Source organism: Geobacillus sp. 47C-IIb (genome assembly GCF_014679705.1).
GTDB classification, from domain to species: Bacteria; Bacillota; Bacilli; order Bacillales; family Anoxybacillaceae; genus Geobacillus; species Geobacillus thermodenitrificans.
Genome location: NZ_CP061473.1, coordinates 2,503,234 through 2,525,761, shown reverse-complemented (window position 1 = coordinate 2,525,761; position 22,528 = coordinate 2,503,234). Strand labels below are relative to the sequence as shown.

Annotated in this window: 21 protein-coding genes and 2 pseudogenes; 5 read left to right on the top strand and 18 right to left on the bottom strand. The window is 45.0% G+C overall.

Translation table 11 applies throughout. The features are described from left to right. Window positions 1-89 precede the first annotated feature (89 nt). The 4 genes from IC804_RS12695 to IC804_RS12685 all read right to left on the bottom strand — a co-directional run bounded on the left by IC804_RS12695 (window position 90) and on the right by IC804_RS12685 (window position 4,621). Entirely contained in the window at window positions 90-1,256 is a 1,167-nt protein-coding gene (locus tag IC804_RS12695; protein WP_190300612.1) for an IS256 family transposase, read from the bottom strand. Window positions 1,257-1,522: 266 nt separating this feature from the next. Beyond that, window positions 1,523-1,780, bottom strand: coding sequence for a hypothetical protein (locus IC804_RS18700; protein WP_223812818.1), 258 nt, complete (start codon window positions 1,778-1,780; stop codon window positions 1,523-1,525). Further along, window positions 1,761-2,696 (bottom strand): erythromycin esterase family protein, encoded by a 936-nt coding sequence (locus tag IC804_RS12690; RefSeq protein ID WP_223812817.1) that lies wholly within the window; start codon window positions 2,694-2,696, stop codon window positions 1,761-1,763. Before IC804_RS12690 ends, IC804_RS18700 begins: the two co-directional genes overlap by 20 nt. Window positions 2,697-2,722: 26 nt before the next feature. Further along, on the bottom strand, window positions 2,723-4,621 hold the full coding sequence (locus IC804_RS12685; protein WP_223812816.1) for a peptidase domain-containing ABC transporter: 1,899 nt from the start codon (window positions 4,619-4,621) through the stop codon (window positions 2,723-2,725). Between the two features lie 213 nt (window positions 4,622-4,834). Here IC804_RS12685 and IC804_RS12680 point away from each other — a divergent pair. Then, a pseudogene (locus tag IC804_RS12680) lies at window positions 4,835-6,501 on the top strand (IS1634 family transposase). A 178-nt stretch (window positions 6,502-6,679) separates the two neighbouring features. Here IC804_RS12680 and IC804_RS12675 read toward each other — a convergent pair. From IC804_RS12675 to IC804_RS12665, 3 genes are read right to left on the bottom strand one after another with little or no spacing between them, the layout of a single operon-like run. Further along, complete coding sequence (locus IC804_RS12675; protein ID WP_008881969.1) at window positions 6,680-7,201, bottom strand: hypothetical protein; 522 nt, start codon at window positions 7,199-7,201, stop codon at window positions 6,680-6,682. A gap of 20 nt (window positions 7,202-7,221) precedes the next feature. Continuing rightward, window positions 7,222-8,010, bottom strand: a complete 789-nt coding sequence (locus tag IC804_RS12670) for an SAR2788 family putative toxin (protein ID WP_008881970.1) — start codon at window positions 8,008-8,010, stop codon at window positions 7,222-7,224. 13 nt (window positions 8,011-8,023) lie between these two features. Next, a complete protein-coding gene (locus IC804_RS12665; RefSeq protein ID WP_190300611.1) occupies window positions 8,024-8,293 on the bottom strand; it encodes a S8 family serine peptidase in 270 nt (89 codons plus the stop codon). A gap of 51 nt (window positions 8,294-8,344) precedes the next feature. Here IC804_RS12665 and IC804_RS18915 point away from each other — a divergent pair, with 51 nt between their 5' ends. Both IC804_RS18915 and IC804_RS18910 read left to right on the top strand, forming a co-directional pair. Then, the gene (locus IC804_RS18915) at window positions 8,345-8,875 is read left to right on the top strand and encodes an IS630 family transposase (RefSeq protein WP_014195313.1); all 531 of its coding nucleotides are present in this window, start codon (window positions 8,345-8,347) and stop codon (window positions 8,873-8,875) included. Next, on the top strand, window positions 8,875-9,402 hold the full coding sequence (locus IC804_RS18910; RefSeq protein WP_060476368.1) for an IS630 family transposase: 528 nt from the start codon (window positions 8,875-8,877) through the stop codon (window positions 9,400-9,402). Before IC804_RS18915 ends, IC804_RS18910 begins: the two co-directional genes overlap by 1 nt. Window positions 9,403-9,512: 110 nt before the next feature. On the opposite strand, the gene IC804_RS18690 is transcribed toward IC804_RS18910, so the two are convergent. Then, the gene (locus tag IC804_RS18690; protein WP_223812815.1) at window positions 9,513-10,580 is read right to left on the bottom strand and encodes an IS1182 family transposase; all 1,068 of its coding nucleotides are present in this window, start codon (window positions 10,578-10,580) and stop codon (window positions 9,513-9,515) included. 124 nt (window positions 10,581-10,704) lie between these two features. Further along, window positions 10,705-10,836: pseudogene (locus tag IC804_RS18905) on the bottom strand (transposase); the annotation flags it as partial. A gap of 490 nt (window positions 10,837-11,326) precedes the next feature. Here IC804_RS18905 and IC804_RS12645 point away from each other — a divergent pair. Together IC804_RS12645 and IC804_RS12640 are read left to right on the top strand one after the other, a co-directional pair. Further along, window positions 11,327-12,382 (top strand): class II glutamine amidotransferase domain-containing protein, encoded by a 1,056-nt coding sequence (locus IC804_RS12645; RefSeq protein WP_050772223.1) that lies wholly within the window; start codon window positions 11,327-11,329, stop codon window positions 12,380-12,382. Between the two features lie 117 nt (window positions 12,383-12,499). Then, complete coding sequence (locus IC804_RS12640) at window positions 12,500-13,579, top strand: FUSC family protein (protein ID WP_008881543.1); 1,080 nt, start codon at window positions 12,500-12,502, stop codon at window positions 13,577-13,579. A gap of 13 nt (window positions 13,580-13,592) precedes the next feature. Here IC804_RS12640 and nikC read toward each other — a convergent pair whose 3' ends face one another. The 9 genes from nikC to IC804_RS12595 all read right to left on the bottom strand — a co-directional run bounded on the left by nikC (window position 13,593) and on the right by IC804_RS12595 (window position 22,492). Continuing rightward, window positions 13,593-14,492, bottom strand: coding sequence for a nickel transporter permease (nikC, locus tag IC804_RS12635; protein WP_081157350.1), 900 nt, complete (start codon window positions 14,490-14,492; stop codon window positions 13,593-13,595). A 19-nt stretch (window positions 14,493-14,511) separates the two neighbouring features. Further along, on the bottom strand, window positions 14,512-15,516 hold the full coding sequence (locus IC804_RS12630) for an ABC transporter permease (RefSeq protein ID WP_011886810.1): 1,005 nt from the start codon (window positions 15,514-15,516) through the stop codon (window positions 14,512-14,514). A 70-nt stretch (window positions 15,517-15,586) separates the two neighbouring features. Further along, the gene (locus IC804_RS12625; protein ID WP_008881546.1) at window positions 15,587-17,191 is read right to left on the bottom strand and encodes an ABC transporter substrate-binding protein; all 1,605 of its coding nucleotides are present in this window, start codon (window positions 17,189-17,191) and stop codon (window positions 15,587-15,589) included. A 47-nt stretch (window positions 17,192-17,238) separates the two neighbouring features. Beyond that, entirely contained in the window at window positions 17,239-18,207 is a 969-nt protein-coding gene (locus IC804_RS12620) for an ABC transporter ATP-binding protein (RefSeq protein ID WP_008881547.1), read from the bottom strand. After that, window positions 18,173-19,195, bottom strand: coding sequence for an ABC transporter ATP-binding protein (locus IC804_RS12615; protein ID WP_008881548.1), 1,023 nt, complete (start codon window positions 19,193-19,195; stop codon window positions 18,173-18,175). Before IC804_RS12615 ends, IC804_RS12620 begins: the two co-directional genes overlap by 35 nt. Before the next feature lie 199 nt (window positions 19,196-19,394). After that, window positions 19,395-21,137, bottom strand: a complete 1,743-nt coding sequence (locus IC804_RS12610; protein ID WP_081157351.1) for an ABC transporter ATP-binding protein — start codon at window positions 21,135-21,137, stop codon at window positions 19,395-19,397. Between the two features lie 65 nt (window positions 21,138-21,202). Then, the gene (locus tag IC804_RS12605) at window positions 21,203-21,736 is read right to left on the bottom strand and encodes a nucleoside tri-diphosphate phosphatase (RefSeq protein WP_011886805.1); all 534 of its coding nucleotides are present in this window, start codon (window positions 21,734-21,736) and stop codon (window positions 21,203-21,205) included. Window positions 21,737-21,866: 130 nt separating this feature from the next. Then, window positions 21,867-22,070 (bottom strand): YgaB family protein, encoded by a 204-nt coding sequence (locus IC804_RS12600; protein WP_029761755.1) that lies wholly within the window; start codon window positions 22,068-22,070, stop codon window positions 21,867-21,869. Between the two features lie 230 nt (window positions 22,071-22,300). Continuing rightward, the gene (locus tag IC804_RS12595) at window positions 22,301-22,492 is read right to left on the bottom strand and encodes a gamma-type small acid-soluble spore protein (RefSeq protein ID WP_008881552.1); all 192 of its coding nucleotides are present in this window, start codon (window positions 22,490-22,492) and stop codon (window positions 22,301-22,303) included. Window positions 22,493-22,528 lie beyond the last annotated feature (36 nt).

The window sequence follows — 22,528 nt, the reverse complement described above, 5'->3', positions numbered from 1 at the left end:
GACTGATTTTCTCCACACAGGAGACTGAATATTCAGTCTCCTGTGTGGAAAGGGAGAATCCCCCTATTTTGTTTATTTACAGTATTTGGTTAATGATAACGTTCTTCAAACATTCGTTGAAGGGCTTCATGCGCTTCGGCAAATCCTCGCAACTTTCGCCCTGCCCATTTCTCATTAAAATCTTGAATGGTCAAATACACGATTTTTTCAGCGGCTTCTAAACTATTCAAACTGTTCATCGGTTTTAGGCGTTTCCGAATCTCCTTGATCGTTCGTTCGATGGCATTGGTCGTGTAAATCACACTTCGAATACTGCTTGGATCATCCATAAATGTAAGGAGGACATCCAACTCATTGGCCCAAGATTGAACTTCTCTTGGATATTTGCTGGACCATTTCGACTCAAACTGTTGAAACATTTGTAACGCCATCTCCTTATTCGGCGCGCGATAAATCAGCTTGAGATCCTCGGCCACTTCGAATTGGTCTTTTTTCCGAACACGATGGAGCGTGTTGCGGACTTTGTGAACGACACAACGCTGCACATCGGCTTTCGGATAAACCGCCTTAAAGGCTTCCTCCAACCCCGGTAGTCCATCGAATACGCCCAGAAGCACTTCCTTTACGCCCCTGTTGTATAGTTGTTGAAGAATCTCCTGCCATACATAGGCGCTTTCCTGTCCTCCCACAAAGAAATCAAGAATTTCGCGATATCCTTCTTCATTCACCCCTAACACCACATAAATGGCTTCTTTCTCCACGGTTTCGCGACGAAGTTTTACGTATAAACCATCCAAATATAAGACAGAATAACGCTTGTGCAGTGGACGAGTGTGCCATTTCTCGATGTCTTCCTTCACTACATCGGTAATACGACTGATCGTTGCAGGAGAATAGGCATTGCCTAAAATTCGTTCAATAAACTTGCCAATTTCACGTGTGCTCATGCCACTTTGATACATCCTGATGATGGCTTCCTCAAGCCAGCCCGTGTGGCGTTGGTAAGGGGCAAACAGCTGCGTTTGAAATTCTCCGTTTCGGTCTCTAGGGACCAAAAGACCTTCAATCCGACCGTATTGCGTATCTAGATTTCTCTGATAGTAGCCGTTTCTCATATTCGACGTTCCAGCCTGTTCAATTTCGAGGAAATTTTTAATTTCTTCCCGCATGATCAGCTCTAATTTTTCCTTTACAAACTGGCGAATAGCACTTTCTAGTTGATTTGCCCAGTCTGCATTCGGTATACTTTTAGACATAGGTAGGGTACTCCTTTCTCTGAAATGTGTTGTGGTCCAAATCAGAGAATGCCCTACCTTTTTTCTTTGATCTAGTAAAATGCTTTACACAAAATTTTATACATCATCTTATCACCTTTTTTAATAAATGAACGTGTTACAAAACACATAATAGATGTATTCTAGACCAAACAATTCTAAGTAATGCCACGACAGAATGGATTTATTCCAAATTCACCTTTTAGCTGACCATTCCACAATGTCATTGATCATTTCATAGCTTCAAATTACTCTTCTCTGTTCTTCTCAGAAACGTCAAAGTAAGCTGGGGAAACATATTTAAAAAATAAAATCCCATCATATTGTTGTGCAGGTACAAAGGAAGTAGGCATTCCTCCGCCCTCATAGGCCCGCCACTTTTTCTGTGCCCAGTTTCCATTGCACTGAATAAAACTATTTTGATAAGGGGAATGGTCAAGAAGGCTTTCCAAATGTTTTTTATTCATTTTTTTTATTGGATATTCCTTACCTGTATAATCCAACATTTTGCCTTCCTTTGCATACAACCCCAATACAAAACTTTTTCTCCTTAATCGTTTGGGAGAGGTTTTCCACAAACGATTTATAGGCAGACAGGCGCTTGGCGGAAGTATTTTTGCTAATATGCATGTTATGTGCCCAAATGATAAATTTTTCATTTGGGTATATTTCCTGTGCTAAAAATTCTAGGTTTTTTGCCATTAATGCATCCCGATACTCAAAAAGTTTCGAGAAACTTTTTTCTAAAGTTGCTTTCAAGTAATTTACTCTATTTTCCATCGTACGGAGGACAATTTTATAAATCTTGCTGTCCGGAAAACAATGCTGTTTGAGTTCCTCAATCAATTCCATGCCCTTACTTTCCATCTCTTCCCTTATATTTTGGCGCATTGAACGCTTGATTTTCCGTTTATCGGCTGCAATCAAAACCTCGATCGCCCGCTTTTCAAAATCGACAAACTTCTGTTTGGTCGGACCCGTTAAATAAGACTCGAGGAATTCCGAAAACAAATTCTCCTTTTTTCCTTGATAAACATCCACACCAGTAAAATACAGCGGCCGCTCCTGCTTCATTTTTTTCATATAGTCAAATAATCCAAGGACAAATTCATTTTGCCACACACGCCCAATGGTACCCGCCATAAAACGTTTAGAATCAAGTTGATCAGACAGATAATCGCCGATCATACATGGCCCCAATTCGCTTTCAAAGGCAAGTACATGAAACCCCAATTCTTCATGAAGATATTTAATCAGGCTTACTTTTGCTAGACTGTATTCTTTGACGCAATGGCTGCTCTCCCCAAGGAAGACAAAGCGTTTATGTTCCAAAATCGGCTGAAGAAACTCAAAATGATAGCGGTCCATATCCCCTATATCGATACTTTGATTTTTGACTTCGTTTACAAATAAAGTAGTCATTTAAATTTCACCTTCCAAAACGGCGTCTAATTCCTCATTATTACTCTTTGAATAATAAAGATTGTAATAGAAGCCTTTCTTTTCATTAACTCGTAGTGAGTCCCCGATTCAACTATTTTTCCATCATTCAGAACAATAATGCAATCCGCATCTTTAATTGTGCTTAAACGGTGCGCTATTATAATACGAGTACAATTCATTTCATTTAAATGTTTATCAATATTTTTCTCATTAATATTATCCAATGAACTTGTTGCCTCATCTAATATCAAAATAGCAGGTTTTTGTAGAATGGCTCTTGCTAACATAATTCTTTGTTTTTGGCCACCTGATATATTCATCGACATTTCAGAGACAGGTGTGTAGTAACCCATTGGCATAGCCATTATTTCGTCATGTATTTGGGCAATTTTCGCAGCTTCAATTACATCATCCATAGAAGGATTTTCCTCGTAAACTGAAATATTGTGAAGAATGGATTTGTTAAAAAGAGTGGCATCTGGAGGGACAACTCCAATTTTTCTCCGTAACCACTGCTTATCTATATCTTTTAAATTAACATTATCATAAAATATTTCACCTACATTTGGTTCATATAAACCTAATAACATCCGGGCCAGTGTACTTTTACCTGATCCTGATGGTCCAACAATCGCAACTTTTTGCCCTGCTTTTATTTCAAGACTGATATTTTTAAGTACGGGGCGACTATATTTTGTATAAGAAAAGCTAACATTTTCTAGTCTAATATTGCCTGAAAGTTTTTCTAGTTTTATAGCTTTCTCCGGTATTTTTTCTGTTGGAGCTTCCATTACATCATTTATCCTATGTAAATAAGTGTCCATCATTATCATGCTTTGTACTGTATCAACTAAAGAAGATACCAGTCCGAAAAAAGTCCCTGTTAATGAATAGAATGCCACCATTGTCCCAACAGTAATGTTTCCAAGTTGAACTTGGTGTAATGATAAAGCTAAAATTATTAAAGGAGCAGCCAGCTCCAAACTCACTATGCAAGCATTTATTTTATTAGAATAATATTCTTTTTTCTTAAATGCACTTAATAGATTTTTTAACAAGCGCTCCCACTGATTAAAAACTTGTCGTTCTACACCGGCCATTTTGATTCCAAAAATACCATATAATGTTTCAACTTGTGCATCTTGAAATTTAGCTTGTTCAGATAATTCCTCTTCGGAGCGCTGCTTAATCGCATTTTGTGTTAAGGTTAATAATAATACATTCAATAACCCAAATAAAATTACCCATCCTGTTAACCAAGGTGAATTTATTGCCATATATCCAAGTATGATAAGAATTAAAGTAGAATCTAAAAAACTCATGATGGTCTGTTGAGAAAAAAGTTCACGTATCATTATATGGGCATTTGCCCTGTATACTATATCTCCAAATGATCTCATTTGAAAGTACTGAAAAGGTAAATTAATTAAATGTTTAAAGAACCTGCTCATTAATTTCCAATCAAGATGAACCCTTAAATTGGCTAAAAAACGGCCGCGTAAAAAATGGATTACTCCATTAATTAAAACCAGAAAAATAATACTGAGAAGAAAATTGTAAAAAAACTCGTAATGATTTAAGCCAACAATCTCATCTATTGCAAATTTTGTAAGTAAAGGCATTATTATAGTCAGTAATTGAATAAACATTGACCCAATTAATACTGAAAATAATAATTTAGGTTTCTCAAAGGCTATTTTTAGATATGGTAGCCAAACATTGTTCGGTTTCTTCCTTTTAAAATTATTGTTGGGTTTTAATTCCAAATAATAACCTGTGAAATGTTTATGAAACTCCTCTTTAGAATAAATGCATCGACCAATAGCAGGATCCAACACATGGTATCCCCTTTTATTTATTTTCTCTAATACCACATAATGAAAGTGATCCCAATAAACAATCACTGGCGAATCAACTTCAAATAAATCTTTTCTTTTGTAAACTTGTGTCCCGAGTTCGACAGTTTTGAGGCCATTTTAGGCAAATGAAAATGGCCAAAATGCTGTTATATCAAAGATTTCGCGATGCGGATCCTAGAAAAAAACACTGAATTTCATAGGCACACGACTTGTTTATTTTAACTTTTAAAACAGCTGAATATCGGTTATAATATAGGCATGTACATACGGCGAGTAACACGCAAAAACAAAGATGGAACGACCGTGGCGTATCTCCAGCTTGCTCACAACGAATGGGATCCGAAGGCCAAATATGCGAAAGCGAAGGTGATTTATTCGTTTGGGCGCGAAGACGAGGTGGATCGCGCTGTCTTGGAGCGTCTGGCCAAAAGCATTTCGCGATTCCTTTCTCCTGAGCAGGCTTGGGAAATCGAGACGTTGACAGGAGAAGTGTCGGATGACTTTCAGTTTCAATCAAGCAAACGCCTTGGTGGCGCTTGGCTTTTGGATCAGCTCTGGAGACAACTGGGATTGGGAGAGATTCTCCACTCCTTGTTTGCCTCCCGACATCATCAGATTCCGTTGGAACGGCTGATTTTTGCCATGGTGGCGAATCGTGCCCTTCATCCGTCAAGCAAGTTGGCGATGGAGGAGTGGGTGGAGAAAGACGTGCATATCCCTCATCTTCCCCAAGTCGCCAGCCACCAGTTGTACCGGGCGATGGATGAGCTGCTGGCTGTGCAGCCGGAATTGGAACGCCAAGTGTTCCATGCCGTGGCCGATTTATTGAACCTGGAAGTCGATTTGATTTACTTTGATACGACTTCGTCGTACTTCGAAGTGGATCCATCCGAAACACCAGAAGGAGAATCGCTTCGAAAGCAGGGGTTTTCCAAAGATAAGCGTCCCGATTTGGTCCAAATCGTCATTGGACTGGCCGTTACCCGGGAAGGAGTCCCCATTCGCGCTTGGGTATGGCCTGGCAATACGATGGATATGACGGTCATCAAACAGGTGAAACAAGACTTGATTGGCTGGAAGCTTGGGCGTGTGATCAGCGTGATGGACCGCGGATTTTCGTCTGAAGAGAATTTGCGAATCTTGCAACAGGCCGGGGGACACTACATTGTCGGCGAAAAAATGCGGTCCGGCAAAGCCGCCGTCGAAGAGGCCCTAAACCGTCGCGGGCGCTACCAACAAGTTCGCGAGAACTTGCATATCAAAGAAATCATCGTGGGCGACGGAGAAGCGCGTCAGCGCTATGTTCTCGTGTACAATCCCAGCGAAGCCGAACGCCAACGCAAGGAACGGGAAACGCTGCTCGAATCGCTGAAAGAGGAGTTGGAGGGCTTCGCCAACTCCCCAATGAAGCTCATCATAAGGCCACCTGCCGGCTGCGTTCCCATCCGTCCTACGGAAAATACTTGCGTCAATTGAAGGATGGAACGCTTCGCATCGACAAGCAAGCGGTTCGTGAAGCGGAAACGTACGATGGCAAATATCTCATCCGAACCTCCGATGACACCTTGTCTGCCGAGGATGTCGCGCTCGGGTATAAGCAACTGGTGGATATCGAGCAGGCCTTTCGGACGTTGAAATCAACACTCGAGCTGCGCCCCATGTATCATCGCTTGGAAGACCGTATCCGGGCGCATGTGCTGCTCAGTTGGCTGGCTCTCTTGCTGGTTCGGATCGTGGAGATCCGAACTCATGAATCGTGGCCGAAAGTAAGAGACGAATGCGAGCGTCTCATGCTTGGACATTTTTCTTCAAAAAACGGCGACCTTTATCAACGAACCGAACTGACGGCCAAACAAGCGCTATTCCTTGCGGCTCTAGGGCTGGAACCTCCTCCAAAGATTCTAGGCATCCACCCTCGCACCTAGATACACGCCCGAAGTGTGCCCAAATGCCTCCGATCCCTTTTGTATCAAGGGGCGAGAGGCATTTTGTTTGCCTAGTGACTGTCGAACTCGGGTATAACTTAATCTTATAAAACGAGTAATGAAAATATAAAGACGATGGCACATATAATAAGCCACCGTCTTCTTTTAAACAAATAGACTATTCTTTTATATAGCCAGCTTTTAAAAGAGCTTCTAAGTAGTGTACAAAGTTTTCATTTTGTATATCACATTCATCGGGGTCTATTCCTTTAAATACTACAAGCTCATTGTATAGCTTTTCACATTGTCCCTGTAATGTAAAAGAACTAATATATTTTCCATCTTCAGACTCTAGAAAAATTAAGAGTAATTTACCTTCTTGTAAATTTCTTTGTTCAAGAGCTTTATTGTAATCTTCTTCAGGGTGTATCGGATAATTACTATTCTCTTTTATAATCTCGATAAAATTATTTTTTTCCTCATCACTAAACAGATTGCTTAAAACATCTTTATCTTCTAACTTGTAAGATTTAGCAATTTTTTCATAATTAATGTAAGGATCTTTTTTTAAATGAGTATATTGCTGTTTATCAATTTCTACAGCATTATATTTTTCCTTAAGTATAGAATCTACTTCTTGAAGTGTAAATTTATTTGGAATTTTAAGCTCTTTATATTTATCAAATAATTTTTGAATCATAAGAATCTGCTCCTTTAAAATTAATAGAATGAATGCCCGCCACTTCTGTTATAAGTATGAAAATGCCAATAGTATCCTGGCTTACCATTACCGTGTCTCTCTGGTCCCACAGGAGTCCTACCATTTCCTGCTCCACGAGCCACTTTTGCAGCTAAAGAATATGATTTCGACCAAACATCGCCACCAGACTTCATTCTAGCAACTGCGGCTGAGTATGATATTGGATTACCAATATACACGTCTCCCTTTCTTATCACAGCTGCATAGTGATCATAACTTTTATTTCTTAATTTACTGGCAACTTTACTTGCAACAGTATATGTTACACCTGCTATTACCACTGCAGCAGATGCAGCAATTAAATGAGATAAAAGCGCTTCACCTATTACAACCCCAATTGGAGCTAGAAATGCCATCGACGCATGAGCTTCATTTGAGTTTACCACAAATTCTTCGTTTGTTTCAGTATCTTTAAATACAGCAACAATTTTATCTTCTGATGCTTCTTTTAACTCTACTTCATATTCTTTAACTAATTCATTTCCTTCTGAATCTTTTTCTACTGACGTTATTATAAATTCATTGTTTATTTTGTCCCAGGAAGCAGAAACAGTTATATCTTCATCAACCGTTGAAACATTTGTTTCAGCTACAATTTCTTCAGAGTTATTTTCAACAATGTCTATATCATCTCTGTATTCATTCGGTTGTATTTCATCTACAGAATCGTTGGCCCAAACAGCTTTATTTGGTAAGAGTCCAATAAAAAGAACAACTGATAGAATAATAGATATAATTCTCTTAATCATTAACAATTCACCCCTAATTTAATTTTATAAACCCATTCCCATAGTAGTTTGGATCACCAAGGTCTATTGAATACTTTTTTAATATTCCACGAATCTTTTTTATTAGTTTAGGATCATTTACTTGTAAATTATATCTTTCTTCATTTGCTATAATCCATGAAATTACTCCTGTTACATGAGCTGCAGCTAAAGAAGTGCCACTATGTACTGAATAAGATCCATCTTTAGTAGTAGTTATATATATGCTCATTGAAAAGTTAACCTTCGTATAAGTGGTTCCCACTCCGGTTATACTGCTCCTAAGGAAAAGCATGGAAAAGGAGCGGAATTCTGCATGAAACGTCTCAAAATCACCAACGATCACGGATGGACACCTCGGACACTTCGCAAACAGGAACGGAAAATCAAAAACACCCTTCTTCGCCAACGGGTGATGGCGGTTCGCCTGGTCATGGAAGGCTATTTGGGCAAAGAGGTGGCCTCCATGGTCAACGTGTGCCGACAAACCGTTTCCCATTATGTGTCGCTGTTCAACGAAGGCGGTCTGGAGCTCTTGCTTCATCGGGATTTCGCCCCCGGGCGGGAGCCGTTTCTCACCGAAGAACAGCAGGAAGAGATCAAACAGCTTGTGTTGACCACCACTCCCGTAGAACTGGGCTGGGACGTCGCTTCGGCGTGGAACACCAAACTCCTGCAATCCTATGTCGAAAAGCACTTCGGTGTTTGCATTTCCCGCGAAGCGTTGCGAAAACTCCTGCACCGCAAAGGGCTGTCGTGGACACGGCCGACCTACACATTGGCCAAAGGCGATCCGGATCGACAAAAGAATTTTGAGAAACAGATCGACTTCATAAAAAAAACTTAATGGATCCTGATTCGGTCTTGTTGTACCTTGATGAAACACATATCCGCTCTTACCATGTCTTGCGGTCCACATGGTCGGCAGTCGGCCGCCAAAAACAAGTGCCGACGTTCGGCCATCATGCCCACGTATCGCTGTTTGGCGCGGTCAACATCCACGATGGCGAAACGGTGCTTCATCAAACGACCGCTGCCAATGCCGCGACGTTCTTGGATTTCTTGAGAATGCTCAAAGAGCGCTATCCGGACCGTCTCATGGTCTTGGTGTTGGATAACGCCCGCATTCACCATGCCAAAATGGTCAAGGAGTTTTTGCGGGAAGAAGGGCAGTGTTTTCACTTTATTTACCTTCCTCCCTATTCGCCACAGCTGAACCCGATCGAACGCTTATGGAAATGGCTGAAAGATACGGTGATTGCCAATGTATTTCACAAGGATCGCAACGATATCATTCAAGCCATTACTCGGTTTGTCAACTACATCCACGAACGTCCGGAGGAAGTGCTGCAGCGCTTAGGGTGTGCAGGATGACTGAGAAGTTAACTCTTCATGTTGCATGTATATAGCACCACGGGTAACGTTTTTCAATTAGTAAAGAAACAGCTTTACGCCGCGCATTGTCTGGTTCAATCACGAGTGCTCTAGGCCGGCATGCCTCTGCCATTCAAGCGCCCGCTGCTAGGCGGGCGCTGCAGACTGTTGACAAAATGGGTTTCAGACGAATGTCTGAAACCCATTTTGTTCCATAAATAGACTATGTTTTCAAAAAAAGTGGGTAGGATGGGAAGCCATGCAAAGGAAAAGAAAGGGCGGTGCTTCGCCTTCCATAGGTAATTCGCCAGTTTTTTTAAATTCATGGCAGCACAAACAAGCATCGCCTGCGCCTCATTTTTTTCCAATCCCCGGTAATGCGTCCAGCGCAGACCATGCTTCTCTTTCATATCGGCGAAATCCCGTTCAATCGTCTCTTTTCGGAGGGCATAGAGTTCCCGGTATTCCGGAACATACCGCAAATGCTCTGCTTCTTCATAGTAGTCCTGCCATACGTGGCGAGTGACTACTTTGGTGTAGCTCTTGCTTTGCGTGCACTGATGAAGATACGGACAGCTTCGGCACACCGCCGGGTCCGATTTGTATTCCCGGTACCCTTCCCGATTCGTAGTAGAGTAAGATAGAACTTGATCATTGGGGCATAGATAACAATCAAAATATTCGTCATACACAAAATCTGATTTCCGAAAGAATCCATCTTTTGTTTTCGGGCGAGTGTACGGCCAAATCGGCTTTACCCCTTGTTCGAGTAAATACTTGGCAATGGCAGGAGTTTTATATCCTGCGTCTACACACACGGCTTCCGGACATGATTGGATTTCCCGTTTCACTCGTTCGAACAGCACAAAAAACGCTTGACTGTCATGGACGTTGGCTGCCGTCACGTAGGTCTGTAGAATCCATCCGTTGCGATCACAAGCTGTATGATACGAATAGGCAAACACTCGCTCCCGTTCATTTTTCACCAACAGTCCGCTCTCCGGATCCGTTTTGCTTACTTTTACTTCCCGTTTTTTTTTTCTCAGATGGCAACGGCGATTTTCCATGAGCGATCCGATCCCGTTCGATTTCTTTTTCGAGTTCCTGTTGGTAGGCTTTGGCTTCGACTTCTGCCATTTCCGTTGTAAACTTCTTTTTATTGGCGCTTGCTTTGACATGAGTGGAGTCTACGTACAAGACACTCGAATCTACCAATCCGTGTTCAAAGGCTTCTTTTAAAATCCGTGAAAAAATTTGATGGAATACATCCGTTCCAGCGAAACGACGCGCATAGTTTTTACTTGGCGTCGAGTGATGAGGAACGGGATCATGAAGACTAAGTCCTAAAAACCAACGGTAGGCGACGTTGGTTCGGATTTGTTCGACGGTTTCACGCATGGAGCGAATCCCAAATACATACTGAATCAAATACATTTTAAACAACATCACTGGATCAATGCTCGGACGTCCATGATCAGGAGAGTAGAGATCTTTCACCACATCATAGATAAAAGAAAAATCAATGGCCGCATCCAGCTTTCTTACCAAGTGATCCTCTGGAACCAGATCATCCAGTTTCACCGTGGTTTCGGTATAGCGCCCATCTTCTTGGTGTGGCCGAAGCATCGTTCCTTTCCTCCATTTCTCCCTCGTCTTACCTTCATAATAAAACAGCTTGTCGACTTTGTCGACAAGCTGAAGCGCCCGCTGCTAGGCGGGCGCTGTTTATTTATACGACTGCTGATGTTGACAATTTTGTGAACAATACCGCCACAAGATAAGGAACCATTGATTTCCTGCAACCCACATGATATGATAAACAACAAATTCTGAAAATTAAGACTGTCATTTTTCATCCAGCAAGCCATTCGAGGAGGTGACCGGCGCCGATGGGAGAACCCCCTCCCGACCGCGCCTAGTATATATGGAGCAACACACACATCGTTCGCCAAACGCAGCAGAACAACGAGGTGCTTTTTTGTTGGCGGCAGTAGAAAAGCAGGACATCCCGACTAACGAGCATGTCCAATCCGTCCTTGGGGCGCTTGCGCAATGGGGGCATCCGGCAAAAGGGAACGTCATCATCCAACTCGATATCCCACGCAAGCTATGGATGGAGAAACTTGCCAACGCCGGACAAAACCCAGAAATTGCAACAAATGATCATTTCATCGTCGGCCATGTACACATTTCTCGGTCGGCTGACGCAGATCCGATTCGGGTGCATCTCCGCCAACTTTGCAAACAGTTCGGCTTTGTTCTTCTTTTCGAATCCATCCGACCATCCTCGGATGGCAATACCTTGTTTTTACAAATCGCCATGTTGCCGAGGGATGTGTTTTCCTTATCCGACCGTTTGTTCCGCTTGATGGCGGCAATGGAGCGCGATTCAATCGTCCGCGTCGCCTCGCTTAGCCATACCCATGTGGTCTATCAAGCTGACACATTAGCCCAATTGCTGCGCGAACCGGATGTATCTCATCCATTCCTCGCCTCAACTGCTACGTTCGCTTATGTCGGGCAAGCAGGCGCGCCTCTTTGCTATAAGCGTCTCGGTTCAGCCGGCATGCTTGTTCATAGCGCTAAAACGTCTATTTCGGCAGTCGAGACGCTCATTTACATTGACGGTTACAGCCTGCTCGAAGCAGTCGGACTTGCTTTCATGCCAAATAAGGCTAAACAAAACGGATTGTCGCCGCTGGAACAACCACATGTTCTTTTTGCCGCCTGTTCGGAACAGGAAGCCATATGGATTGCCAACACCGCCGAGTCGCTTTGGAAAATGGACACTCCTTCCCGTGTGTTCATCACCTCCAAGCCATATGGCGACACCGCCAAGTCGCTGACTCCAGGGCAGCCGCTAGCGCTCATCCGCTCTGCTGCCGGGCAAACACAATGGCTTGATGGAACCCGTTTTTATCAGGAAATGAATACCCGCCTCTCTAACCGACGCACCGCCAATAGCAAGACTGCCTTCTGAATCTTTTCAACGCTCTGCCGATTTCGGCGGGGCGTTATATTTTCCCCTTGAACTCATAGATAAAAGTGTGTATAGTACAGAATGGTTTACCAAATCGAAAAGGAGAGATTTCCATAGATGAAGCTCGGTGCCCGCATTTTTAAAACGGGAATCGCCGTGGCGTTGGCTCTGTTTTTAGCGGCGCTTTTTCATTTTCCATCACCAGTGTTTGCCGGCATTTCTGCGGTGTTCGCCATGCAGCCGACCATTTATCGTTCCTACTTATCATTAATTGAACAAGTACAAGCGAACGTGATCGGCGCCTTGTTCGCAATCACCGCGGTTCTCATCCTTGGCCGTGACCCACTTATCGTCGGCTTGACGCTCATGATCGTCATCGCTCTTTGCCTAAAAATGCGTCTTGAATCGTCGACGATTTCGGTGGCGCTTGTGACCGTTATCGCGATTATGGAATATACGGAACGCCAGTTTATCGAATTTGCAGCTATCCGCTTTTTAACCATTATGCTCGGCATTTTCGCCGCCTTTCTCGTCAACTTGATTTTCTTGCCGCCAAAGTACGAAAAAAAGTTGTACGAAAAAATTAGTGGTGAGACGGAAACGATTTTAAAATGGATCCGACTGCATAAGCAACAAGTTGCCGACCATCATCATTTAAAAGATGAAATCGAAACGTTGCTCGATGAAATGACGAAACTCAAGCATCTTTATTTCATGTATAAGGAAGAGCGCACGTATTTCCGTCGCCAGCGCTTCCAAAAATCGCGCAAGCTCGTTTTATACCGCCAGATGATTGCTGCGGCTGACCGAGCGCTGTCAGTATTAAAATGGCTTCATCGCCTTGAAAACGAGCTCGGACGTCTGCCTGCTGAGCTCCACCAAGCCATCAGCTTGCATCTCAGCCACTTGCTTGACTATCATGAGCAGCTATTGCTGAAATTTATCCATAAGGCAAAACCGCTTCCCCATAACAAGAGAGCCGAAGAAATATACCGCCAGCGTGAACGGCTCGCGGCGACCTTTTACTCCGAAGGACAGCTGCCCGCTGAGTACCGGTTGTTCTCCTTAATTGGAGCGATCATCGATTACGGGGATCGGCTTGAGCATTTAGATAAGTTAATTGATAGCTTCCACCATTACCATTATGATGAGGAGCTGACGAAACAGCTCGAAAAGTCAACAGGCGGCCGCTCATAGCGGGCCGCCTGTTTTAGCTTTTCATCCGTGGGTCAAGCGCATCGCGCAGCCCGTCACCCATTAAGTTAAAACCGAGCACGGTTAACATAATCGCCAGTCCTGGAAAAATCATCATCCACGGTGCTTGCGTTAAAAAATCTTTCGCATCGGACAACATTTTCCCCCACTCTGGGTTTGGCGGCTGTGCCCCTAATCCTAAAAAGCCAAGTGCCGCCGCTTCGATAATGGCAGTAGCGATCGCCAATGTCCCTTGAACAATAATCGGCGCTAGGCTGTTGGGCAAAATATGGTGAAACAAAATGCGCCAATCGCTCATACCGATTGCTTTTGCCGCCATAATGTATTCCTCCTGCTTAATGCTTAACACGCGAGAACGGATTAAACGGCCGAAGTTCGGCACATTAATGACAGCAATGGCAATAAGGGCATTTTGCAAAGACGGGCCGAGCACCGCAACGATGCCGATCGCTAATAAAATGCTCGGAAATGCTAGCATAATATCAAATAGTCGTGAAATCACTCCATCGATCCATCTGCCGTAGTAGCCAGCGATAATGCCAAGCAATGAGCCGACAACGATCGACCCGAGCACAGAGAAAAACCCTACCCATAATGAAATGCGCGCTCCATAAATCACACGGGAGAAAATATCGCGGCCAAAATCATCCGTTCCAAACCAGTGCTCACTCGAAGGCGGTTGCAGCCGCTCAGCCAACTGCTGTTCTTTGTAGTCATACGGCGCCAACCAGGGCGCCAAGATGGCGATCATAATAAAAAATAAGACGATCCCTGTCCCAACAAGCGCGATTTTATTCTTTCGAAACCGTTGCCAAGCTTCTCCCCATAATGAAACAGTTCTTTCTTCCTCAATCGCTGTCGGTGGCGTTGCCGGTGTGCGCGCTAATTCAGCCATACACACGCCTCCCTCTTCGTTAATTGTACTTAATACGCGGATCAATCGCTGCATAAAGCAAGTCAACGATTAAATTAATGAAAATGAAAATGGCAGCAATAATTAAAATTCCTGATTGAATAACTGGATAATCTCGGTAACCGATTGCATCATAAATATAACGTCCAATGCCAGGCCAGCTGAAAATCGTTTCCGTCAAAATTGCTCCGCCAAGCAATAGCCCTGTTTGCAAGCCGATGACAGTCAATACGGGAATAATGGCGTTTTTTAACGAATGCTTATACACAACCCAAAACATGCTTACCCCTTTCGCTCTTGCGGTGCGGATATAATCCGATTTCATCACTTCGAGCATGCTAGAGCGTGTCATGCGGGCAATAATCGCCATCGGAATCGTCGCTAACGCCATACTCGGCAACACGAGATGTTGGACGACTTGCCAAAACTGCTCCGTATTTCCACTGAGCAGTGTATCGATCAAGTAGAGATGGGTAATCGGCTCAATGGGGTTACGCACGTCCTCCCGACCTGACGTCGGCAGCCAGTCGAGCTGAATCGAAAACAACCACTGCTCCATCAACCCAAGCCAAAAAATGGGCATCGAAACGCCGATTAACGCTAATACCATCGCAATATAATCGAACCATGAATGCTGAAACCAAGCGCTAATAATGCCGGCGTTGACACCAATCACAACAGCAATCAACATTGCTGCTAACGACAGCTCGAGCGTTGCCGCCAAATACGGCCAAATTTCTTCGGCGATGGGAGCGCCGGTGCGAATAGACTCCCCTAAGTCGCCACGCAGCAACCCGCCAATATATTTGACATATTGGACATACCAAGGCTCGTCCAATCCAAGTTTATGGGTCAAAGCCGCCACTGCTTCCTTCGTCGCCTTTTGTCCTAAAATGACTTGTGCGGGGTTGCCAGGAATCGCTCGGATCATAAAAAACACAACTAACGACATGCCAAATAAGACGGGAATAATCATCAGCACCCTTCTCACTATATACGACAGCACCCAAGTATCCCTCCCTTAACGTGCGGTAAACAAAGAGGGGAAGATGCGCTCCTTCCCCTCTCCCAACTGATTATTGAAATTCCACTTTTGTAAATTTGTCTGAGCCAGTCGGATGCGGATGAAACCCTTGAATATTTGTCTTGCCGGCTAACAGCGGAGTCGAGTGAACGAGCGGAATCCACGGTGCCTCTTCTTTAATAATTTCTTGTGCCTGTTTATACAGCTCATTGCGTTTATTTTCATCGCTGACTGTTTGCGCCTCAACTAAAATGTTATGAAGCTCATCGTTCGCAAAATACGTGTAGTTGTTGCTGCCAATGCTGTCTTTGTCAAGGAGCGCGTATAGGAAGTTATCCGCATCACCGTTGTCGCCGGTCCAACCGAGCATGAAGGTATCCGCTTCCCCTTTAGCGAGCTTCTCTAAGTAAGTCGCCCATTCATATGACACAATTTTCGCTTTGACACCGATTTTGGCAAAGTTTGCTTGAATGGCTTCAGCGATTTTTTGCCCATCTGGCATATACGGACGTGGCACCGGCATCGCCCAAAGTTCGATTTCAAAGCCGTTCGGGTATCCGGCCTCCGCGAGCAATTGTTTGGCTTTTTCTAGATCAAACGGGTAGTCTTGAATGGCATCGTTATACCCTGGAATGCTCGGTGGCATCGGATTTTTTGCCACTTCCGCCTGTCCGGCGTAAAACGCATCGATGATTGCTTTCTTATCGACTGCATGGTTCAACGCTTGGCGCACCAGTTTGTTTTTCAGAGGGCCTCTCGTCGCTGTCAGTCCAACATAGGCGACGTTCATCGACGGACGCTTAAAAATTTGAAACTCTTTGTTTCCTTCCACTTGTTTTAAGTCCGTCGGGTTCAAGTCTTCCATGATATCGATTTCCCCTTTTAAAAGGGCATTGAGGCGCGCTGAGTTGTCCGGAATGGAAACGAAAATAAGCTGATTCAACTTCGGATAACCTTTTTCCCAATATTCTTTATTTTTCTCAAGCATGATCCGTTCGTTTCGTTTCCACTCTTTAAAGATAAACGGTCCGGTGCCAACCGGATGTTCGCCAAATTTGTCACCGTATTTTTTCACAGCTTCTGGGCTGGCAATGGCAAACGGCGGCATGGCGATATTTTTCAAGAACGGCGCTTGCGGACGCTTCAGCACAAACTGTACGGTATAGTCATCAATCGCTTTCACCTCTTTAATGACATGGCCTTCATCATTTTTATAGCCGCCAAACATCGAGCCATAGTATGGGAACTTGTCTTCATTGCCGTTTGCCCAACGCTCAAAGTTGAATACAACTGCTTCAGCGTTAAAATCCGTGCCATCATGAAACTTTACACCTTGACGCAACTCGAAAGTGTACGTCAGTCCATCCTCAGAAACCGTCCACTTCGTCGCCAATGCTGGCTTAACGGATGTGTCGTTGTCGTTGTAGTCAAGCAGTGTGTCAAAAATGTTTTTCGTGACTTTGAGCGACTCACCATCCGTCACTGTCGCCGGGTCAAGCGATACCGAATCGCCACCGCGGCCATAGACAAGAGTGTCTTGGGCCGATGGTTTTTCGCTGCTGCCCCCTGTGCTTTCCTTCGGCTTGCTACAGCCGGCAAAGACAAGCACAACGGCAAGCAGCATGGCCAGCCAGGTAAACCATTTGTTTCTTCTCATCGTTTCTCCCCCTTACTTGTTTTGTCTATCATCACACCGCCTGCTGTTTATTCATATAAATGGCAGGCGACGTAATGTCCAGTCGCTACTTCTTTTAATGCTGGACGTTGAGCACGACAAATGTCCATACAAGCCGAGCAGCGCGTATGGAATGCGCACCCTTGCGGTGGATTGGCCGGGCTCGGCAAATCACCGGAGAGTAGCTGACGCTCCGCTTTATGGTCCGGATCGGGAATCGGCACAGCAGACAAAAGCGCCTTCGTATACGGATGTTTCGGCGCTTCATATAGCGACTCACTGTCCGCTAGTTCGACCATCCTTCCTAGATACATGACGCCGACTCGGTCGCTAATATGCCGTACCACTCCCAAATCATGAGCAATGAAAATATATGTAAGGCCAAACTGTTTCTGCAAATCTTCAAGCAAATTAAGCACTTGTGCTTGAATCGACACATCGAGCGCTGAGACCGGCTCATCGGCGATAATCAGCTTCGGATTGGTCATCAGTGCCCGCGCGATGCCGATGCGTTGGCGCTGACCGCCGCTAAATTGGTGCGGGTAACGTTTCGCATGATACGAACCGAGCCCGACAACTTCAAGCATCTCACGCACCCGACGCTTCCGCTCTTCTTTCGACCCGATGCCATGAACAATCAACGGCTCCTCTAAAATTTTTTCCACCGTATGGCGCGGATTGAGGGAGGCAAACGGATCTTGGAAAATCATTTGCATATCGCGCCGCAACCGACGCAACTCTGTTTTGGATAAAGCCGTTACCTCTTTTCCTTCAAAAGTGATCGAACCATCCGTCGGCTCAATCAGTCTCATCAGCATTCGTCCTGTCGTCGACTTGCCACAACCGGACTCACCGACGATCCCAAGTGTCTCGCCGCGATATACGGTAAATGTCACATCATCAACCGCTTTCACCATTCCGATTTGTTTGCCAAAAATGCCACCGGTAATCGGAAAATATTTTTTAAGCCCTTTCACTTCGAGCAACAGGTCGCTCATCGACTCCCCCTCCCTTCTCTAGCGCCAAAAAGCAACGGGTGCGATGTCCTTGTTCGCCCGTTTCATATAGCTGCGGATCCTCTTGACGACAGCGGTCAAACACATATTCACACCGCTCAGCGAACCGGCAACCACAGCGAACGCTCCCCGGCTTCGGCACTTGTCCAGGAATGGAGTACAGACGCTCCTTTTTACCACGGATATCGGGAATCGAGCGAATTAAACCGGCGGTGTACGGGTGCTGTGGCCGTCGAAAAATCGCCTGAACACTTCCCTCTTCAACAATTTGACCGGCATACATCACGATCACACGATCACATATTTCAGCCACAACTCCCAAATCATGAGTAATCATCATAATCGCTGTGCCGAACGTCCGGTTTAATTCTTTCATCAACGCTAAAATTTGTGCTTGAATCGTCACATCAAGCGCTGTCGTCGGTTCATCAGCGATCAAAAGCGCCGGTTGGCACGCCATCGCCATGGCAATCATCACCCGCTGACGCATACCGCCTGACAACTGATGCGGATATTCATCCAGCATTTGTTCGGCGCGCGGCAATCCGACAAGTTTGAGCATTTCTGCCGCCCGTGCTCTCGCTTCTTTTTTCCTTATTTTTGTATGAAGACGAATCGCCTCAACTAGCTGATCGCCAATGGTGAATAATGGGTTTAATGACGTCATCGGCTCTTGAAAAATCATGGCGATCTCATTCCCACGGATTTGCTTCATCCGTCGCTCTGAGGCTTCGACTAAATTCTCACCTTTAAACCAAATCTCACCGCCGACCACCTTGCCGATTCCTTTTGGCAATAATCCCATGATTGACAGCGATGTGACGCTTTTTCCGCATCCAGACTCCCCGACGATACCGAGCACTTCACCCTCACGAGCAGAAAAGTCAACACCATCGACAGCGGGAATCTCCCCGTCATCTGTAAAAAAAGAGGTTCGAAGCCCCCGAACTTCCAATAAAGGTGCTTCCATCCTCCCCCTCCCCCCTCATAACCCCATTTCATGAAACTTTTTCTCTCTCAACAAAATTATGACATGCATCATAAATACAATATAATATTATAAAAAATTAAAATTATCGAAAAAGAAATAAAACAATAAAAAACGGCTTTGCCTAAGGCAAAACCGCTTTTTTTATGTTTTTCAATAATATTAATATTTTTGTTTACTATCATAAGTGTTGAACCATAAACAACTCGTAATAGCTCCCTCGCTTCGCCATGAGTTCCTCATGCGTGCCGCTTTCGACAATTTGCCCGTTTTCGATGAACAAAATGCGATCAGCATGGGTGATCGTCGACAAACGATGGGCGACGACAAACGTCGTGCGGTTTTTCGCCAAACGATCAAGCGCTTCTTGAATGTATTGCTCATTTTCCAAATCGAGCGCCGACGTCGCCTCGTCAAAAATGAAAATCGGTGGATTTTTCAAAAACACGCGAGCGATGGCAATCCGCTGTTTTTGCCCGCCGGAAAGCTTGACGCCGCGCTCACCGACTTTCGTGTCATAGCCGTCGGGCAAACTCATAATAAACTCGTGAGCGTTCGCTGCTTTCGTCGCAGCGATGACTTCCTCATCCGTCGCGTCCGGCTTGCCGAGCAAAATATTCTCTTTCACTGAATCACTGAACAAAAAGTTGTCTTGAAACACAAGGCCAATTTGATCGCGCAAGCTGCGGACGCGAAACGAGCGAATGTCCATGCCATCAAGCAAAATGCGGCCATCGGTCACATCGTAAAAACGCGGAATTAAGCTAACAAGCGTTGATTTGCCACCACCGCTTGGACCTACTAAGGCGACCGTTTCCCCCGCTTTGACGGAAAACGACACATCGCGAAGCACCAGCGGCCCACCGTCGTGATAGGCGAACGTGACGCGGTCAAAGACGATATCGCCTTTCACACAGCGACACTCAATCGCCTGTGGCGCATCATCAATATCATACCGCTCATCCAAAAATTCAAACACGCGATCCATCGAGGCAAACGACTGCGTCAACGTCGTCGAGGCATTAACCAAGCGACGAAGCGGTGTATACAGCCGCTCGATATAACCGACAAAGGCCACCATGGTACCGACGGTCATCTGTCCAGTGATCACTTCATACCCCGCATAGATGATGACCACGATCGGCGCGATGTCGGTAATCGTATTGACCGCCGCAAACGATTTAGCATTCCAACTCGTATGTATAAGCGCCTTCGTTAAAAAATGACCGTTTTGCTTTGAAAAACGCCGCTGTTCTTCGTCTTCAATCGCAAAGCTTTTCACGACCGGCATCCCTTGCACTCGCTCGTGCAAATATGCCTGCAATTCAGCGAGCGCCTGCGAACGCTGACGGGTGCGCTGACGCAGGCGGCCAAAAAAATATTTGACCGCAAACGCGTAAAGCGGCAGCGTACTGACAGAAATAAGCGTCATTTTGACATCCATGTTCACCATAATCACGAGGGCGATCAAGATCGTTGCCATATCGATCCATAAATTCATCAACCCAGTAATAATAAATTCTTTTGTCTGCTCAACATCATTGATAACGCGCGAGATCACCTCACCCGTCCGGTGGTTCGCATAATACGAAACACTCAACTTTTGCATATGATGAAATAGTTGCTGACGAATATCGTATAACACTTTGCTTGCTGTCCATTGCGCGAAATATTGCCGGTAATATTCGACAAACGGCCGAATGACGAGAAAGACGATCAGCATAAAGGCGAGCGCCTGCCAAAGGCGGTTTGTTTTCTCTTCAAGTGAAAGTGCGTGATTGGCGATCACGTCATCAACGACGAATTTCAACAACAATGGAATGAGTAACGGAATAGAAAATTTTATGATGCCAATAACCATTGTGGCAGCGATATGCCAACGGTAAGGACGGACAAACTGCCAGTAACGACGGATACTTCCCATGGAGATCCCCCCTGAAAAAGCAGAAAAAACCTGTCAGCGGTGCCGAACAGGCTTTTTTCATGCCGCTATTTTTGGTACGCCTGAAACACTCCGTACCATTTGTCAATAAACTCGGGCGCGAACGGTCCTTTCCGCTCTTGGATCCAACCAATGAGCTTCTGGACGTTATTTTTTAAAATACGGTCAATCACATCCGGGTAGTTCATCTCGCGGCGATGCCGCTCGTATTCGTCTTCATCAAGAAGCATGTACGTCATATCAGGAAACACTTTAATATCCAAATCGTAATCGATATATTTCAGCGCCTCGTCATCCCAGACAAACGGGGAGCTTAAATTGCAATAATAATATACTCCGTCCTCGCGAATCATAGCGATAATGTTAAACCAATGCTTGGCGTGAAAAAAACAAATTGCCGGCTCGCGCGTCACCCACGTCCGGCCGTCCGCTTCCATGACAAGCGTTTTGTCGTTGCCGCCGATTACGTACGCTGATGTTCCTTTTAACACGACCGTTTCCTGCCAAATGCGATGGATCGTCCCATTATGTTTGTAGCTATGGATTTGAATGATTTTCCCTTCCCGTGGGTATGCTGGCATCACTCTTCCCTACTTTCCGATGGGAGCTTCTTCTTTTCATTATACCTTGTTTACTTCGCAAATGAAAAGAAAGCCGCCTTGCCGAAGCAAAAGCGGCCTAGCGGTGCAGCGCTGAAGGATGCGGCCTGCTTCAAGCGCTAGATGACATCTGTCTCTCAAACACGCGGCGAATGGCTTCGACTTGCTGTTTCATTTGCCGTACTTCTTCACGAAGAGCAATGGTCGGCGCTTCGCGTTCGAGTTCCTCCAACTGGCGGGTAATCTCCTGACAGCGCTCCATTTCATGCCACAAAAACAACGTTTCTTCCCGTTCATCCACCCAAATCTGTTCCATGCTCCTCCTATTCTCCCTTCCCCTTTGTCCTACCATCTGCTTTATCATTTCGCGACCCGACTTTCAAATCCTCTAGCTAATTATGTAGAGCCTTAGCAGCTTTTGTCGACAAAAAAGCAGAGGCGTACTGCCTCCGCTTTTTGACTTTCCTATCCGGCCTCTTGCCTGCGCTCTCTTGGCAACATACGCCGACATTAGCGCTCGATGGCATCGGCCTTTATAATGATCGGTTACTGATTAGCGTTTTGTGCTTTGCGGGCTTCTGCTTGCGCATTTTGTTGTTTGACATGTTGTACATTCGTCTCAGCCGCAAACTCAGTGCCGAATTGGCCAGCTTGAGCAGCTTGCGACGATTGTGCATTTTGTTGTCTTACTTCTTGAATGTTCGTGCCAGCAGATGTTTTGTTCGGTTGTTTGGCCATTGCTCTCACCTCCACGTACCTTACTATGCCCCGGAG

What these genes read in the sequence shown, in the direction of transcription:
- IC804_RS18690 (WP_223812815.1), bottom strand. Translation starts at nt 10,580, where the DNA reads ATGTCAAAGCAAGCGCCAATAAAAAGAAGTTTACAACGGAAATGGCAG.
- IC804_RS18910 (WP_060476368.1), top strand. Translation starts at nt 8,875, where the DNA reads ATGGATCCTGATTCGGTCTTGTTGTACCTTGATGAAACACATATCCGC.
- IC804_RS12600 (WP_029761755.1), bottom strand. Translation starts at nt 22,070, where the DNA reads ATGGAACAGATTTGGGTGGATGAACGGGAAGAAACGTTGTTTTTGTGG.
- IC804_RS12620 (WP_008881547.1), bottom strand. Translation starts at nt 18,207, where the DNA reads ATGAGCGACCTGTTGCTCGAAGTGAAAGGGCTTAAAAAATATTTTCCG.
- IC804_RS12595 (WP_008881552.1), bottom strand. Translation starts at nt 22,492, where the DNA reads ATGGCCAAACAACCGAACAAAACATCTGCTGGCACGAACATTCAAGAA.
- IC804_RS12615 (WP_008881548.1), bottom strand. Translation starts at nt 19,195, where the DNA reads ATGGAAGCACCTTTATTGGAAGTTCGGGGGCTTCGAACCTCTTTTTTT.
- IC804_RS12690 (WP_223812817.1), bottom strand. Translation starts at nt 2,696, where the DNA reads ATGACTACTTTATTTGTAAACGAAGTCAAAAATCAAAGTATCGATATA.
- IC804_RS12625 (WP_008881546.1), bottom strand. Translation starts at nt 17,191, where the DNA reads ATGAGAAGAAACAAATGGTTTACCTGGCTGGCCATGCTGCTTGCCGTT.
- IC804_RS12695 (WP_190300612.1), bottom strand. Translation starts at nt 1,256, where the DNA reads ATGTCTAAAAGTATACCGAATGCAGACTGGGCAAATCAACTAGAAAGT.
- IC804_RS18700 (WP_223812818.1), bottom strand. Translation starts at nt 1,780, where the DNA reads ATGTTGGATTATACAGGTAAGGAATATCCAATAAAAAAAATGAATAAA.
- IC804_RS12640 (WP_008881543.1), top strand. Translation starts at nt 12,500, where the DNA reads ATGAAGCTCGGTGCCCGCATTTTTAAAACGGGAATCGCCGTGGCGTTG.
- IC804_RS12675 (WP_008881969.1), bottom strand. Translation starts at nt 7,201, where the DNA reads ATGATTCAAAAATTATTTGATAAATATAAAGAGCTTAAAATTCCAAAT.
- IC804_RS18915 (WP_014195313.1), top strand. Translation starts at nt 8,345, where the DNA reads ATGAAACGTCTCAAAATCACCAACGATCACGGATGGACACCTCGGACA.
- nikC (WP_081157350.1), bottom strand. Translation starts at nt 14,492, where the DNA reads ATGGCTGAATTAGCGCGCACACCGGCAACGCCACCGACAGCGATTGAG.
- IC804_RS12605 (WP_011886805.1), bottom strand. Translation starts at nt 21,736, where the DNA reads ATGCCAGCATACCCACGGGAAGGGAAAATCATTCAAATCCATAGCTAC.
- IC804_RS12645 (WP_050772223.1), top strand. Translation starts at nt 11,327, where the DNA reads ATGGAGCAACACACACATCGTTCGCCAAACGCAGCAGAACAACGAGGT.
- IC804_RS12670 (WP_008881970.1), bottom strand. Translation starts at nt 8,010, where the DNA reads ATGATTAAGAGAATTATATCTATTATTCTATCAGTTGTTCTTTTTATT.
- IC804_RS12610 (WP_081157351.1), bottom strand. Translation starts at nt 21,137, where the DNA reads ATGGGAAGTATCCGTCGTTACTGGCAGTTTGTCCGTCCTTACCGTTGG.